Below are 14,799 nucleotides of genomic sequence, written 5' to 3' on the forward strand. Positions count from 1 at the left end.
CCCCCGGCCCCCAAACACCCCCCCGCCCCCGCGCAATGCGCCCAAACCCACCCCCCACCAAAACCCCCCCCCCCCGGGGGGGGCGGCCGCCCCCCCCCCCCCCGCCCCCCCCCCCCCGCCCCCCGGGGCTGTCATCAGCCTTACACCATACCGAGAGCGGCTTTGTAGAGGTCGAGGATGGTTTCCTCCTCTTGCCGCTCGGCCTGATCCTTCTTGCGCAGCCGGATGATCGACCGCATCGCCTTAGTGTCGAAGCCGGTGCCCTTGGCTTCGGCGAACACTTCCTTGATGTCGTCGGCGATCGTCTTCTTCTCTTCCTCGAGCCGCTCGATGCGCTCGATGAAGGCTCGCAGCTGACCGGCGGCAACAGTCTGACTGGTTTCGGTGATGTCGTCGGCCATTTTTTCTCCGCGTCGTTTTCCATGCCGCGACTCAGGAACTGTCGCGGTGAATTTGCAGCGGTTCGATGCCCGACCGGGGGCGGCGGGTCAAGCTGTTATCGTGCGGCCTGAAGGGCTGCCGCCAGACGCAGACAACTCTGCCTGGGCAACATTTCTGTCTCATCCGAAGGCGATCAGCAGGTCCTTGGCGTCGATCTGATCGCCGGCCTTCACCAGCACTTCGGCGATTGTGCCGTCGCGCTCGGCATGCAATGCCGTCTCCATCTTCATCGCCTCGATCGACAGCAGCACGTCGCCAGCCTTGACCGCCTGGCCGGCGGCAACGGCAAGCGCCGAGACGACGCCGGGCATCGGCGCGCCGACATGCGCCTCGTTGCCCGGCTCAGCCTTGCGCCGCGCCTTGGCGGCGGAAGCGCCATGCGCACGGTCCGGCACTTTGACCCGGCGCGGCTGGCCGTTGAGCTCGAAGAATACGGTGACCATGCCCTTCTCATCGACATCGCCGATGGCCAGGCAGCGCACCACCAGCGTCTTGCCCTTCTCGATGTCGACAAAGATCTCGTCTTCCGGCTTCATGCCGTAGAAATAGGTTGGCGTCGGCAGCACACTGACCGGCCCGTAGGTTTCCTGCGCTGCGGTAAAGTCGGAGAAAACCTTCGGGTACATCAGCCAAGAGGCGAATTCGAACTCGTTGAGTTTGCGCTCGAGCTTGTCTTCGATCTCCTTGCGGCTGGCCTTGAGATTGGCTGCTTTCAGCAGCGAACCGGGCCGCGCAGTGATCGGCTTGTCGCCTTTCAGCACCTTCTTCTGCAGTGCCTCCGGCCAGCCGCCGGGCGACTGGCCGAGGTCGCCGCGCAGCATCGACACGACCGAGTCGGGGAAGGCGATATCCCTGGCCGGATTTTCGACATCGGCGACCGTCAGGTCCTGGCTCACCATCATCAGCGCCATGTCGCCGACGACCTTGGACGACGGCGTCACCTTGACGATGTCACCGAACATCAGATTGACGTCATGATAGGTCTGCGCCACTTCGTGCCAGCGCGTCTCCAGACCGAGCGAGCGCGCCTGTTCCTTGAGATTGGTGAACTGCCCACCCGGCATTTCGTGCAGGTAGACTTCCGAGGCTGGCCCCTTCAGGTCGCTTTCGAAAGCGGCATACTGGTTGCGCACCGCCTCCCAGTAGAACGAGATGTTCCTGATCCATTGCGGGTCGAGGCCCGGATCCCGCTCGGTGCCCTTCAGCGCCTCGACGATCGAGCCCAGGCAAGGCTGCGAGGTGTTGCCCGACAAGGAATCCATCGCCGCGTCGATGGCGTCGACGCCGCTGTCCACGGCAGCCAGCACCGTCGCCGCCGAGAGGCCTGACGTGTCGTGCGTGTGGAAGTGGATCGGCAGGTCGGTCGCCTCGCGCAGCGCCTTGAACAGCACTCGTGCCGCCGCGGGCTTCAGCAGGCCGGCCATGTCCTTGACCGCGACGATATGGGCGCCGGCCGCCTGCAACTCCCTGGCCAGCGCGACATAGTATTTGAGGTCGTATTTGGCTCGGGCCGGGTCGAGTATGTCGCCGGTGTAGCAGATCGCCGCTTCGATCAGCTTGCCTTCGGCGCCGACCGCATCCATGGCGACGCGCATGTTATCGACCCAGTTCAAACAGTCGAAGACACGGAACAGGTCGATGCCGCCGGCGGCTGCCTGTTTGACGAAATGCTGGACGACATTGTCGGAATAGTTGGTGTAGCCGACGCCGTTGGCGCCGCGCAAAAGCATCTGCAGCAACAAATTGGGCGCTGCCTCGCGCACCAGCGACAGCCGTTCCCACGGGTCTTCTGTGAGGAAGCGCATGGCGACGTCGAACGTCGCCCCGCCCCAGCATTCGAGCGACAAAAGCTGCGGCAGCGCGCGCGCATAGGTGCCGGCAATGCCGGCGATGTCATATGTGCGCACCCGCGTCGCGAGCAAGGACTGATGTCCGTCGCGCATCGTCGTGTCGGTGACCAGCACCTCTTTCTGCGCGCGCATCCAGGCCGCGAATTTCTCCGGCCCAAGCGCGTCGAGCTTCTGCTTGCTGCCATCGGGCACATTGCCGTTGAGATAGGGCACCATCGGTGCCGCCGCATCCACCTTCGGCTGCGGCCGGCCGCGCGCCTCGGGATGGCCGTTGACGCTGACATCGGCCAGGTAGTTGAGCAGCTTGGTCGCGCGGTCCTGCCGCTTCACGCTCGCAAACAGTTCCGGCGTCGTGTCGATGAACTTGGTCGTGTAGGAATTGTCGGCGAAACTCGGGTGATTGATGATCGCCTCGAGGAAGGTGAGGTTGGTCGCCACGCCGCGAATACGGAACTCGCGCAGTGCGCGGTTCATGCGAGCGATGGTCTCGGCCGGCGTCGGTGCCCAGGCTGTCACCTTCTCCAGCAGCGGGTCGTAAAAACGGGTGATCACCGCGCCGGAATAGGCGGTGCCGCCATCGAGGCGGATGCCGAAACCGGTGGCGCCGCGATAGGCGGTGATGCGGCCATAGTCGGGAATGAAATTATGCTCAGGATCTTCCGTGGTGATGCGGCACTGCAGCGCATGGCCGTTGAGCCTGATATCCTTCTGCGCCGGCACACCCGATTCCGGCGTACCGATGGCGAAACCATCGAGGATGTGGATTTGCGCCTTGACGATATCGATGCCGGTCACCTGCTCGGTGACGGTGTGCTCGACCTGGATGCGCGGGTTGACCTCGATGAAATAGAATTTGCCGGTGTCGGCATCCTGCAGGAATTCGACCGTGCCGGCGCCGATATAGCTCGTCTTGCGGACGATCTTCAGCGCATGACCGCAAAGCTCTTCGCGCCGTGACATTTCGAGATACGGCGCCGGCGCGCGCTCGACCACCTTCTGGTTGCGGCGCTGGATGGAGCAATCGCGCTCGAACAAGTGCACGGCATTGCCATGTATGTCGCCCAGCACCTGCACCTCGACATGGCGGGCGCGCTCGATCAGCTTTTCGAGATAGACCTCGTCTTTGCCGAAGGCGGCTTTCGCTTCGCGCTTGCCCTCCGTCACCTCGCGGGCGAGATCGGCTTCCAAGCGAATGGCGCGCATGCCGCGGCCGCCGCCGCCCCACGATGCCTTCAGCATCACCGGATAGCCGATCGTCTTGGCGAGCGCCTTCACCGCCTCCATGTCGTCCGGCAAGGGATCGGTGGCGGGAATTACCGGTACGCCGACCTCGATCGCCAGGTTGCGTGCGGCGACCTTGTTGCCGAGCCTGCGCATCGTATCCGGCTTGGGTCCGATGAAAATGATGCCGGCCTTGGCGCAGGCTTCGGCGAATTCAGGGCTTTCCGACAACAGTCCATAGCCCGGATGGATGGCATCCGCGCCCGAAAGCCTGGCGACGCGGATCACTTCCTCGATCGACAGATAGCTTTCGATCGGCCCCATATCCCGGGTCAGATGCGGCCCGCGCCCGACCTGATAGCTTTCGTCGGCCTTGAAGCGATGCAGCGAGTATTTGTCCTCCTCAGCCCAGATCGCAACGGTTTTGAGGCCGAGTTCGTTGGCCGCGCGGAAGACGCGGATGGCAATTTCGGAGCGGTTGGCGACAAGGATCTTCGAGATTGCCAAGGACAAGGCTCCGGACGCGAACGGAAGGGAACTGACGACATGATTAACGCGAAAATGCTGCAGTGCAAACAAAATCGAAGGAAGCGATTAAACCGATTTAGTTTGATCTATCGCGTTGACACATTGCGTGTCGGTCCCGGACGACGTCTCGCAGTCCCGATCCGGGCTTTCGGGAAACTCTCATGAAAAATGCCCGGCGCGAGGCGCCGGGCATTATGTAGCAGCGTCCGGTTATTTGCCGGGCGCGTTCTCGACGTAGGTGTACTTGCCGTCGTCACCCTTCTTCCAGGTGTACATGACGTAATCCGGACGGGTGATGTCGCCTTTCGCATCATAGCCGATCTCGCCGATCGTGGTCTTCCAGGGGCCGGCCGACTTGATGGTCTCGGCGACCTTCTGAGCGTCATCGGCTGAACCGGCCTTGGCGATGGCGGCCGCGATGATTTCCATCGCCGCGTAGGAGTAGAGGGTATAGGCCTCAGGCTCGAAGCCGGCCGCGCGGAACTTCTCGACGAGTTCCTTGGCGTTCGGATTCTTGCGCGGATCCGGAGCGAACGTCATCAACGTGCCGTCGACGGCGTCGCCGGCGATGGAGGCCAATTCGTTTGACACGATGCCGTCGCCGGACATGAAGGTTGCCTTGAGGCCCTGGTCGGCGAGCTGGCGTATGATCAGGCCGGCTTCGGTGTGCAGGCCGCCATAGTAGACGACGGAGACGCCCGCGTCCTTCATTTTGGCGATAAGGGCCGAGAAATCCTTGTCGCCGACATTGATGCCTTCATACATGGCCTCGGTCACGCCATTGGCTGCAAGCGCCTTCTTGGTTTCGTCGGCGAGGCCTTGGCCATAAGGCGTCTTGTCATGGATGACAGCGATCTTGGCATCCTTGAAGTTCGCGGCGAGATAGTCGCCAGCAACCTTGCCCTGCTGATCGTCGCGTCCGCAGGTGCGGAAGGTGTTCCACATGCCGCGTTCGGTGAACTTCGGATTGGTCGCAGCCGGCGTGATCTCGAGGATACCGTTCTCGGCGTAGACTTCCGATGCCGGGATCGAAACGCCCGAGTTGAAGTGGCCGACCACGTACTTGACGCCGTCGGCGACGAACTTATTGGCGACCGAGATGCCCTGCTTCGGATCGGAGACGTCGTCGCCGACCGTGAGCTTGATCTGCTCGCCGTTGATGCCGCCGGCCGCATTGATGTCGGCGACAGCCTGTTCGGCGCCCTTTTGCAGCTGCGCGCCGAAGGCGGCGTTCGGACCGGTGATCGGACCGGCAACGCCGACCATGATGTCAGCCCACGCGCTTCCGCTGAACGCGACAAGCGCGGTCAGGGCGACGGCGGACAAAAGTGATTTTCTCATGTAAAACGCTCCCATTTACAGAGTGGGCGTGGATGATGCTTTCATGCGATGCCCACTTTTACTCGCAGAAAACGTACTTTGCCGATTTTCAGGCACTTGTCACGCCGATTCATCCCCGGAACGGCGTTAATTATAAACGTCAACCTTTTGGTTTCCAGCTCAAAAGCGATGCTCTTTCGTAGAGCCAGTTATACTGTGTCACCATCTGGTTGGTGCGCGTGTATTGATAGCCGATGAAGCCCAATATCATCAGGACAATGGTGTCGACGATGTAGTACTGCAGCGAGAACATCGTGCCGCCGAACAGTGCGTGATGGATGAACCTTACGGCGATGCCGAGGCCGAGCATGTAAGCGAACAATTGGACGAAGCTGCGCCATGTTTGGGCGCAGGCCTTGCCCGTCATCCATGCCGCCCAGCCGCCAAGCAGGCAGGTGACGAAGAAGAACTGCCAGACGGAGGGTTCCTCATAGAGAATGCCCTGCATGATTGATGTCTCCTGAACTCAGTGATGGCCGCCTTCGAGATAGGCGGCGCGCACGTCCGGATCGGCGAGCAGTTCCTTGCCGGTGCCGCTCATCGTCACATTGCCGTTGACCATGACATAGCCGCGCGTGGCGAGCTTCAGCGCGCCGAAGGCGTTCTGCTCGACCAGGAACACGGTCAGCCCCTGCGTGCGGTTCAACTCGCGGATGGCGTCGAAGATCTGCTTGACGATCAGCGGCGCCAGGCCCAGCGACGGCTCGTCGAGCAGAAGCAGCTTCGGCCGCGCCATCAGCGCACGTCCGATCGACAGCATCTGCTGCTCGCCGCCCGACAGCGTGCCGCCGCGTTGGGCAATGCGTTCCTTCAGGCGCGGAAACAGCGTGAACACCTTCTCGACGTCCTCGTCGTAATGCTGGAGGTTGTCGAGGCTGGCGCCCATCTGCAGGTTTTCCATCACCGTCATGCGCGGGAAGATGCGCCGTCCCTCCGGCGACTGGGCGATGCGCATGCGCGCGATCTCATGGGTCGGCAATTGGGTGATGTCGGTGCCGGCGAAGGTGATGGTGCCCGCCCGCGCCCGCGGAGCACCAAAAATGGTCATCATCAGAGTCGACTTGCCGGCGCCGTTGGCGCCGATCAGCGCCACGATCTCGCCCTGCTTGACGGTCACATCGACGCCGTTCAGCGCCCTGATGTTGCCGTAGTAGGTCTGGACGCCCTTGATATCGAGCAGCGTCGTGCCGGCCATTATTTACGCCCTCCGCGCCGGTTGGAGCCGCCCGGTGTCTTCGGCTTTACCGGAGCCTTGGTGGCCGGCTTTGCCGCTGAGGATTTCGCGGCAGAGGGTTGCTTGGCTGCCGCCGGGGAGGCTGCCTTGCTTGCCGCGGCGCTCGACCTTGCGTCGACCTGCCCGGCTTTCGAGGCGCCCTTCGACACCGTGACCCGTTCGCCCTCGCTGTGGCCGACCGTGTCGGTCACCGGTCCGGCGAGATACGAAGATGATGTGTCCGGGCCGTGCGCCGAATCCGGGCCCGTATCCAGTTGCTCGATGACGCCTTCGTCGCCGACCTCGGTCAGCACCGTCTCGACGTCCTCGTCTTCGACCCCGAGATAGGCGGCAATGACACGCGGGTCGGTGCGTACCGCATGCGGACTGCCATCCGAGATCTTGCGCCCGTATTCGAGCACCACGACATGGTCGGAAATCTGCATGACCACCGCCATGTCGTGCTCGATCAGCAGGATCGAGGTGCCGGTGTTGTCCTTGATATCCATCAGAAGCGCGTTGAGCGCCATTGATTCCTTCGGATTGAGTCCGGCGGCCGGTTCATCGAGGCAGAGCAGTTCCGGACCCGTGCACATCGCCCGCGCGATCTCCAGGCGCCGTTGCGCGCCGTAGGGCAGGTCGCCGGCCGGATCGTCGGCTCGATCGACGAGGTCGGCCTTTTCCAGCCAGTGCCTGGCGAGGTCGATCGACTCGGCCGACGCCGTCCGGTAGCCGCTGAAGCCAAACAGGCCGAGGACGGTGTAGCCGGAAGCCTTCATCAGCTTGTTGTGCTGCGCCACCAGCAGGTTCTCCAGCAGCGTCATGCCCGAGAACAGACGAATGTTCTGGAAGGTGCGCGCCACCTTGGCGCGCGCCGGGATCTCGTGGTTCGGCAGGCGTTCGAGCAAGAAGCTCGAGCCGTCGCGCCGGCTGAGCGTGATCATGCCTTCCGACGGCTTGTAGAAGCCGGTGATGCAGTTGAACACAGTGGTCTTGCCGGCACCGTTCGGCCCGATCAGCGCGGTGATCTCACCGCGCCTGGCCTGGAAGGACAGGTCGCCGATGGCGACCAAACCGCCAAACTTCATCGACAGATGCTCGACCTGCAGGATGGCATCGTTCACGGATGGGCTCGCATTCATCAGCCGTGTCCTTCCTTGGTGAAGGACCCCGACACGGCTCTGCGTACCTTGAGGAAGGCTGTCGGCTCGCGATTGCCGACGAAGCCACGCGGCTTCCACAGCATGACGATGACCATGGCCATGCCGAACAACAGCATGCGATAAAGCTCCGGCGTGAAGTCGGGGCCGAAGCCGGGTATGACCTTAATGTTGCCCCAACTCAGGCCGGTCTTGAGGAAATCCAGTTCGCGCAGGATTTCGGTGCCGCCGATCATCACCATGGCGGCGACGGCAATGCCGACCAGCGAGCCCATGCCGCCAAGCACGACGATGGCAAGGATGATGGCCGATTCCAGGAAGATGAAGGATTCCGGGCTGACGAAGCCTTGCCGCGCAGCGAAGAACGAGCCGGCGAAGCCGCCGAACATCGCGCCGGTGGCAAAGGCCGTGAGCTTGGTGGTGGTGGTGTTGATACCGAGCGAGCGGCAGGCGATCTCGTCCTCGCGCAGCGCTTCCCAGGCGCGGCCGACCGGCAGGCGCCTGAGCCTCACCGTGACGAAGGCGGTCAGCAGGCAGAGTCCCAGGATCAGGTAGTAGAGGAAGATCTTGTAGTAGGCGCTCGACGTGGCGATGTCGAAAACCTTGGCGATATAGTTCGGGTCCGAAACGTTGAACGATATCAGGCCGAAGAAAGAGACCTTCGGGATGCCGGAAATACCGGCCGAGCCGTTGGTCACCTCGCGCCAGTTGATGATCACCAGCCTTATGATCTCGCCGAAGGCGAGCGTCACGATCGCTAGATAGTCGCCGCGCAAGCGCAGCACCGGAAAGCCGAGCATGACGCCCCAGAATGCGGCCATGGCGCCGGCGGCCGGCAGCAGGATCCAGAACGAGAGGCCGAAATGCGTGCCGAGCAGCGCATAGGCATAGGCACCGACGGCGTAGAAGGCGACATAACCAAGGTCGAGCAGGCCGGCGAGGCCAACGACGATGTTCAACCCCCAGGCCAGCATCACATAGATCAGGATCTGGATGCCGTAATTGTCGACATACTTCAGCGAGCCCTGGAACCCGGCCGCCATGGACCCGGCATATAGCGCCAGCACCAACACCACGACGATCGGGTAGAGCGCCAGTGCGGTTATGCCCAATGCCGAGAAATGAGCATGAATGAAGGCCCGGAAATGATAAATCAGCCAGGCCAGCGCATAGATGATTGCAAGCGCCCGCACGAACCGCACAAAATCGGAAAGTTCCGGCCCCAAAGCTTCGGTCAGCAATCCACTGAGCGCCAGCAGAATAACGGCGACGGCGACCGCCAGGATGAACGCGGGAAGGCGGAAGAATCGCGAAGCCAGGCTGACCGGCAGCAGGCCGGTGGCGACGTCGACGATCTTCTGGTTCGCCAGGAAGGGTTGGCCATAGGCGACGTAAAGGAAGCGTCCGGCCATGGTGGCGATGACGACGCCGGCGAGCAAGCCCCAGCGCTGCACCAGGATCAGTTCGTTGGAGATGTTCTGGTCGGTCTTCAGGCCGATGAACAGCACGAACAGGCCGAGCGCGATGGCGCCGGCATAGAGCGCTTCGCGGGTGGCGCGCTGCAGGGGGGTGGCGACGATGTCGCGCTCCGGAGATGCGGTGACCGCCATTGTCTCAGACCTTTTCGACTTCTGGCCGGCCGAGAATGCCGGAAGGCAGGAAGATCAGCACGATCGCCAGGATGGAGAAGGCGGCGACGTCCTTGTAGTCGATTGAGAAATAGGCCGACCACATGCTCTCGATGAAGCCGATCATCAGCCCGCCGAGCACGGCGCCGGGCAGCGAGCCGATGCCGCCGAGCACCGCGGCAGTAAATGCCTTCACACCGGGAGTAAAGCCATCGGAAAACACCACCACACCGTAATACATCAGGAACAACGTGCCGGCGACGGCGGCAAGGGCGGCGCCCATGATGAAGGTGATCGAGATGGTGCGATCGACGTCGATGCCGAGCAATGCGGCCATCTTGCGATCCTGCTCGCACGCCCTTTGGGCTCGACCCAGCGAGGTCTTGTTGACCAGGTACCAGAACAGCGCCAGCAGGACTATGGTGACCAGGACGATGATGATCTGCTTCAGCGACACGCTGATGCCTTCGATGTTGTAGACCTTGGACACCATCGGCGGGACCGGCTTGTTGCGCGGCCCTTGCGTCACCTGGACGAAATTGGACAGCGCAATCGACATGCCGATCGCGGTGATCAGCGGCGCCAGCCGGAACGAACCGCGCAAAGGCCGGTAGGCCACCTTCTCGATCGTCCAATTGTACATGCTGGTCAACAGCATTGCGACGATCATCATGACCAGGAGCGCGATCACTACCGGCAACGAATAGAACAAGGCACCGAGGATAAGGAAAACGATGAGCGCGGCGAAAGCGCCGATCATGAAGATGTCGCCATGGGCGAAATTGATCATGCCGATGATGCCGTAGACCATCGTGTAGCCGATCGCGATCAGCCCATAGATCGATCCCAGCGTCAGCCCATTGATAAGCTGCTGGACAAAATACTGCATGTTTACGCGGCTCCCCTGGAATGTCGCCCATGCAGACGCATTCCTTTCGTATTTCTCCTAGTCGTAAAGTTTCGAGCCCGGATTGCAACGTGATTTTTCAATCGGGACGCGGGTTTTCGCCGCACGTTGCCTGATTGCCCGTTCTTTCATAATCCGGCCCCTGGACCATCGCGGACCCTATCATTGGCATAACGCAATGTCTTTGACGATTCAGCCGTATCATGCACCCCGTTTCGAAGAAATCGCCGTCAAGATAAGTTGATGAGCAGGATCGTTGCGCTGCTGAAGGCAATCCCTTTTGGCTCCTTTGGTTTCCCTAGGGTCAGGATTCCCTTTACTTGACGACGAATCCGTGCGCGAACGGGTCGCGGTCGTCGATGAAGATCGTGTTCAATCCGGTCATGCGCGCCCAGCCGCCGATCGAGGGAATGATCGCCGGCTTGCCCGCCACTGTGACCTCCTTCTCGACCCTGCCCTTGAACAGCGAGCCGATGATCGATTCATGGACGAAATCGTCGCCAGTCCTAAGCTTGCCCTTGGCGTGAAGCTGCGCCATCCGCGCCGAGGTGCCGGTGCCGCAAGGCGAACGGTCGATCGCCTTGTCGCCGTAGAAGACGGCGTTGCGCGCATCCGCTTGGCTGTCAGTCGGCGAACCCGTCCACAGCATATGCGACAGCCGGTCGATGCCGGGATTCTCGGGATGCACGAAGGCGTACTTCTCGTTGAGCCGCTGCCGCACCACCGGGCTCCAGGCGATGAGGTCGCCGGCGGAGTGGTCGGCCATGTCGCGATAGTTCTTCTGCGGCTCGACGATGGCGTAGAAATTGCCGCCATAGGCGACATCGACGATGATCTCGCCGAGTTGCGGGCATTCGACCGTCAGTCCCTCGGCATGGAGGAAGGACGGCACGTTAGTGATGCGCACCTCCTCGACATACTCGCCGACCTGTTTGTACTCGGCGGTGACCAGGCCGGCCGGCGTGTCCAGCCTGAGCGAACCCGGCGTCTTCGGCTTGACCAGCCCGTGCTCGATGGCCATCGTCACCGTGCCGATGGTGCCGTGACCGCACATTGGCAGGCAGCCCGAAGTTTCGATGAACAGGATGGCGATGTCACAATCGGGCCGCGTCGGCGGATAGAGGATCGAGCCGGACATCACGTCATGGCCGCGCGGCTCGAACATCAGCCCGGTGCGGATCCAGTCATATTCGGCCAGGAAGTGAGCGCGCCGCTCCATCATCGTCGCGCCGTTGAGCAGCGGTCCGCCGCCGGCGACAAGACGCACCGGATTGCCGCAAGTGTGGCCGTCGATGCAGAAGAAGGAGTGGCGCGCCATTTCTAGATCCCGTCAGAAGCGGTTCGGAGAAAACGGAGAAAGATCAAACACCGGATTTTGGCCGAGAATGAGATCGCGGACCAGGCGTCCGGTGGCAGCCGCCTGGGTCAGGCCGAGATGGCCGTGGCCGAAGGCATAGACTATCGTGCCGGCCTGCCTGGCGCCACCGATCACCGGCAGCGAATCCGGCAGCGACGGCCGGAACCCCATCCATTCGCGACCACCGGCCGTATCAAGTCCCGGCAGGAAGCTTTTGGCCTTTTCGAGCATCGCCTTCGAGCGGGCGTAGTTGGGCGGCCGCTCGATGCCGCCGAGTTCGACCGCGCCGCCGACGCGCACGCCGGTTTCAAGCGGCGTGACGACGAAGCCGTGGCCGGAGAAGATCAGTTGCCGCTTCACGTCGAAGGCGGTCCTCGGCAGGGTCGTGTTGTAGCCGCGCTCGGTTTCGAGCGGGATGCGGTCGCCGAGATGTTTCGCCAGGAGATGCGACCAGGCGCCGGCGGCGATGACGAGGCATTTTGCATGCCGCACCGTGCCGTCGGCCAGCGTCAATGTCGCGCCGTCCTGTCCCGCCCCGACATGGTCGATCCTCGCCTTTTCGAAACGCGCACCGCTGGTCTCGGCATGGGCCCAGATCGCCTTGCCCAATAATTTCGGATCGGTAACGGTCTTCCATCCCGGCACGAAAGTGCCTTTGACGAAGCGCGGCGACAGGCCCGGCTGCAAGGCGGCGACAGCATCGCCCTCGACATGGCTGAAGCCGATGCCGAAGCGCTGCCTTGCTGCCCAGCCGGGCAGTGACGCCTTGAACTCGGCGTCGCTCTCGTAAAGTTCGAGCGAGCCGTCCTCGCGCAGCATGTTTCCGGTGCCCGAGCGCGCCATCAGCCCGGCCCATTCGGCCTCGGCGAGCCGCATCATCCCGGCCTGCGCCGCGAGGCTGGCCTCGTAGCGGTCGCTTCGTCCGGCCCGCCAGAAGCGGACAAGCCAGGGCAGCAGCTTCGGCAGGTAGGCGGGCGGGATGCTGAGCGGGCCGAGCGGGTCGGCAAGCCATTTCGGCAGATGCCTGATCATGCCCTTGTGGGCCAGCGGCAGCACATCGGAAAAGGCCAGGGCGGCCGCATTGCCGGAGCTCGTTTCCTCGCAGATCCCAGTCCGATCGAAGATCGTGACGTTTCGCCCCGCCTCGGCCAGATAGGCGGCGACACAGATGCCGATGATGCCGCCGCCGATAATGGCGATGTCGATTGCAGCATCGCTATTCATGGCTGCGCGCCACGCTGCATGGCTCGACCTCCGCATCGCTCGGTACCTTGTAGCCAGCCCCCTCATCCGGCCCTTCGGGCCACCTTCTCCCCGTCGGGGAGAAGAGACTGACGCCAGCGTTGGCGACCTCTTCTCCCCTCGGGGAGAAGGTGGCCGCCCACGGGTCTTGCCTTCGGCAAGCCCGAGGACAGGCTCCGCGGCCGGATGAGGGGGTCTGCGACATTGCCACCCCTTAGAATTGTGGCAGTACCGGCCGCACCGCCAGCGCATCCCCGACGATCTTTTCGACCGTCCTGCGGCGCTCGCCCGACAGCGGCTGGCGCGGCATGCGCACGCGGTCGTTCGTGTTGATCGCCAGGACTTCGGCAAGCTTGATGTTCTGCACCAGATAGGTCGAGACGTCGAGGTCGAGCAGCGGCCGGAACCAGCGGTAGATTTTCAGCGCCTCCTCGCGGCGGCCCTGCTTCATCAATTGGTAGATGGCGACCGTCTCGCGCGGAAACGCGGTGACCAGTCCCGCCACCCAGCCGATGGCGCCGACCGACAGCGCCTCGAACGCCAGATTGTCGACGCCGGTGAACAGGTCGTAGCGGTCGCCGAAGCGGTTGATGATTTCGGTCGAGCGGCGGATGTCGTCGGAGGATTCCTTGATGGCGACAAAGCGCTTGTCCTCCGCCAGTTCCTCCATCTGGTCGACGGTGACGTCGACGCGATAGGCAAGCCGGTTGGAATAGATCATCACCGGCAGGTCGCCGGCCTCGGCGACGGCGCGCAGCGCGGCGACCGTCTCCTCCGCATTGGTGTGGTAGATCGGGCTCGGCACCACCATCAGCCCGTTGGCGCCCTCTCTGGCGGCGCGGCGCGCGATCGCCACCGCCTCGCGCGTGCCGGCTTCGTTGACCGTCAGCAGAACCGGCCTCTTGCCGGCGATCTTCTGCGCGGTCTTCAGCACGTCGATCTTCTCGTCATGCGAGAGCATCGGCCCCTCGCCGAGCGAACCGCAGACGATGATGCCGTCGCAGCCGGCCTCCATCTGCAGCGCAAAGCAGCGCTCCATCTCGCCGTGGTCGAGGCGGTCGTCCTCGGTGAATTTGGTCGTGACGGCGGGGAAAACTCCAGTCCACATGGCGGTCGCTCCACATCTGATATATCAGTCGTATATTTATTAACAAACCGACTGTCAACACGGATTTCGCTATGATATATCAAAAATATATCAGGAGCTCGCCTTTGATATTCAATGAAACAAGCTCGGCATTCGAGCCAGTGGCGGCGAAAGCCTACCGCCTGCTCGAGCACATGATCGTGACGCTTGAACTGGCGCCTTCAAGCTTCATCACCGAGGGCGCGCTGATCGACAGGCTGCGGCTCGGCCGCACGCCGGTGCGCGAGGCGATCCAGCGGCTGGCGTGGGAGGGACTGCTGGATGTCCGGCCGCGTGCCGGCATTGCCATTGCCCCGCTGCATCCCGGCGACTGGTTGCGCGTTCTCGATGCACGGCGTGGCGTCGAGGTGGTTCTTGCCCGCTCGGCCGCCCGCTTCGTCACCCGTGACGCCGCCGATCTGTTTCACGATGCGGCACTGGCGATGCAGAAGGCGGTGATATCAGGCAATGTGCTGGCCTTCATTCAGGCCGACAAAGCGCTCGACGAGGCGCTGGCGCTGGCGGCCGACAACCCCTTCGCCGCGCGGCTGGCAGCCCCGTTGCAGACCCACAGCCGCCGCTTCTGGTTCCGCTACAAGGCCGAAACCGGACTGGCGGAATCGGCAGAGCACCACGTCGCGCTGATCCGCTCGATCCTCGCCGGCGACGAAGACGCCGCCGCCAAAGATGCCAAGCGCCTGATGGCGCTGCTGCGCGGCCATGCCGAGGCGGCTGCGACGCGCTAG

The 14,799-nt window shown here is 62.9% G+C and carries 12 protein-coding genes and 1 pseudogene; 1 reads left to right on the forward strand and 12 read right to left on the reverse strand.

All coding sequences use genetic code 11. From position 1 onward, the window contains the following. Positions 1-140 precede the first annotated feature (140 nt). From AC0L3L_RS18745 to AC0L3L_RS18800, 12 genes and pseudogenes are all read right to left on the reverse strand, one after another. Positions 141-401: a DUF2312 domain-containing protein gene (locus AC0L3L_RS18745; RefSeq protein ID WP_023800031.1), complete on the reverse strand. Its 261-nt coding sequence runs from the start codon at positions 399-401 to the stop codon at positions 141-143. A gap of 159 nt (positions 402-560) precedes the next feature. Then, positions 561-4,019, reverse strand: coding sequence for a pyruvate carboxylase (gene pyc / locus AC0L3L_RS18750; protein WP_473638674.1), 3,459 nt, complete (start codon positions 4,017-4,019; stop codon positions 561-563). A 231-nt stretch (positions 4,020-4,250) separates the two neighbouring features. After that, positions 4,251-5,381 (reverse strand): branched-chain amino acid ABC transporter substrate-binding protein, encoded by a 1,131-nt coding sequence (locus AC0L3L_RS18755; protein WP_473638675.1) that lies wholly within the window; start codon positions 5,379-5,381, stop codon positions 4,251-4,253. A gap of 139 nt (positions 5,382-5,520) precedes the next feature. After that, the gene (locus AC0L3L_RS18760; protein ID WP_029348956.1) at positions 5,521-5,868 is read right to left on the reverse strand and encodes a DUF6867 family protein; all 348 of its coding nucleotides are present in this window, start codon (positions 5,866-5,868) and stop codon (positions 5,521-5,523) included. A gap of 18 nt (positions 5,869-5,886) precedes the next feature. Continuing rightward, complete coding sequence (locus AC0L3L_RS18765; protein ID WP_192361325.1) at positions 5,887-6,615, reverse strand: ABC transporter ATP-binding protein; 729 nt, start codon at positions 6,613-6,615, stop codon at positions 5,887-5,889. Beyond that, the gene (locus tag AC0L3L_RS18770) at positions 6,615-7,775 is read right to left on the reverse strand and encodes an ABC transporter ATP-binding protein (protein ID WP_473638676.1); all 1,161 of its coding nucleotides are present in this window, start codon (positions 7,773-7,775) and stop codon (positions 6,615-6,617) included. Before AC0L3L_RS18770 ends, AC0L3L_RS18765 begins: the two co-directional genes overlap by 1 nt. Continuing rightward, the gene (gene livM / locus AC0L3L_RS18775; protein ID WP_473638734.1) at positions 7,775-9,034 is read right to left on the reverse strand and encodes a high-affinity branched-chain amino acid ABC transporter permease LivM; all 1,260 of its coding nucleotides are present in this window, start codon (positions 9,032-9,034) and stop codon (positions 7,775-7,777) included. The genes AC0L3L_RS18770 and livM overlap by 1 nt, the downstream gene beginning before the upstream one ends. Before the next feature lie 66 nt (positions 9,035-9,100). Continuing rightward, a pseudogene (locus AC0L3L_RS18780) lies at positions 9,101-9,403 on the reverse strand (DUF3382 domain-containing protein); the annotation flags it as partial. 4 nt (positions 9,404-9,407) lie between these two features. Continuing rightward, a complete protein-coding gene (locus AC0L3L_RS18785; protein ID WP_287330300.1) occupies positions 9,408-10,310 on the reverse strand; it encodes a branched-chain amino acid ABC transporter permease in 903 nt (300 codons plus the stop codon). A 334-nt stretch (positions 10,311-10,644) separates the two neighbouring features. Next, positions 10,645-11,646, reverse strand: a complete 1,002-nt coding sequence (locus AC0L3L_RS18790; protein ID WP_473638677.1) for a 4-hydroxyproline epimerase — start codon at positions 11,644-11,646, stop codon at positions 10,645-10,647. 12 nt (positions 11,647-11,658) lie between these two features. Next, the gene (locus AC0L3L_RS18795; protein WP_473638678.1) at positions 11,659-12,909 is read right to left on the reverse strand and encodes an NAD(P)/FAD-dependent oxidoreductase; all 1,251 of its coding nucleotides are present in this window, start codon (positions 12,907-12,909) and stop codon (positions 11,659-11,661) included. 232 nt (positions 12,910-13,141) lie between these two features. Continuing rightward, the gene (locus tag AC0L3L_RS18800; protein ID WP_473638679.1) at positions 13,142-14,035 is read right to left on the reverse strand and encodes a dihydrodipicolinate synthase family protein; all 894 of its coding nucleotides are present in this window, start codon (positions 14,033-14,035) and stop codon (positions 13,142-13,144) included. Between the two features lie 71 nt (positions 14,036-14,106). Between AC0L3L_RS18800 and AC0L3L_RS18805 the strand changes: the two genes are divergently transcribed. Then, positions 14,107-14,799, forward strand: coding sequence for a GntR family transcriptional regulator (locus AC0L3L_RS18805; protein WP_473638680.1), 693 nt, complete (start codon positions 14,107-14,109; stop codon positions 14,797-14,799).

This window comes from Mesorhizobium sp. WSM4849 (assembly GCF_055811385.1).

What these genes read in the sequence shown, in the direction of transcription:
- AC0L3L_RS18765 (WP_192361325.1), bottom strand. Translation starts at nt 6,615, where the DNA reads ATGGCCGGCACGACGCTGCTCGATATCAAGGGCGTCCAGACCTACTAC.
- AC0L3L_RS18805 (WP_473638680.1), top strand. Translation starts at nt 14,107, where the DNA reads ATGATATATCAAAAATATATCAGGAGCTCGCCTTTGATATTCAATGAA.
- AC0L3L_RS18760 (WP_029348956.1), bottom strand. Translation starts at nt 5,868, where the DNA reads ATGCAGGGCATTCTCTATGAGGAACCCTCCGTCTGGCAGTTCTTCTTC.
- AC0L3L_RS18755 (WP_473638675.1), bottom strand. Translation starts at nt 5,381, where the DNA reads ATGAGAAAATCACTTTTGTCCGCCGTCGCCCTGACCGCGCTTGTCGCG.
- AC0L3L_RS18795 (WP_473638678.1), bottom strand. Translation starts at nt 12,909, where the DNA reads ATGAATAGCGATGCTGCAATCGACATCGCCATTATCGGCGGCGGCATC.
- AC0L3L_RS18785 (WP_287330300.1), bottom strand. Translation starts at nt 10,310, where the DNA reads ATGCAGTATTTTGTCCAGCAGCTTATCAATGGGCTGACGCTGGGATCG.
- AC0L3L_RS18745 (WP_023800031.1), bottom strand. Translation starts at nt 401, where the DNA reads ATGGCCGACGACATCACCGAAACCAGTCAGACTGTTGCCGCCGGTCAG.
- AC0L3L_RS18770 (WP_473638676.1), bottom strand. Translation starts at nt 7,775, where the DNA reads ATGAATGCGAGCCCATCCGTGAACGATGCCATCCTGCAGGTCGAGCAT.
- AC0L3L_RS18790 (WP_473638677.1), bottom strand. Translation starts at nt 11,646, where the DNA reads ATGGCGCGCCACTCCTTCTTCTGCATCGACGGCCACACTTGCGGCAAT.
- AC0L3L_RS18800 (WP_473638679.1), bottom strand. Translation starts at nt 14,035, where the DNA reads ATGTGGACTGGAGTTTTCCCCGCCGTCACGACCAAATTCACCGAGGAC.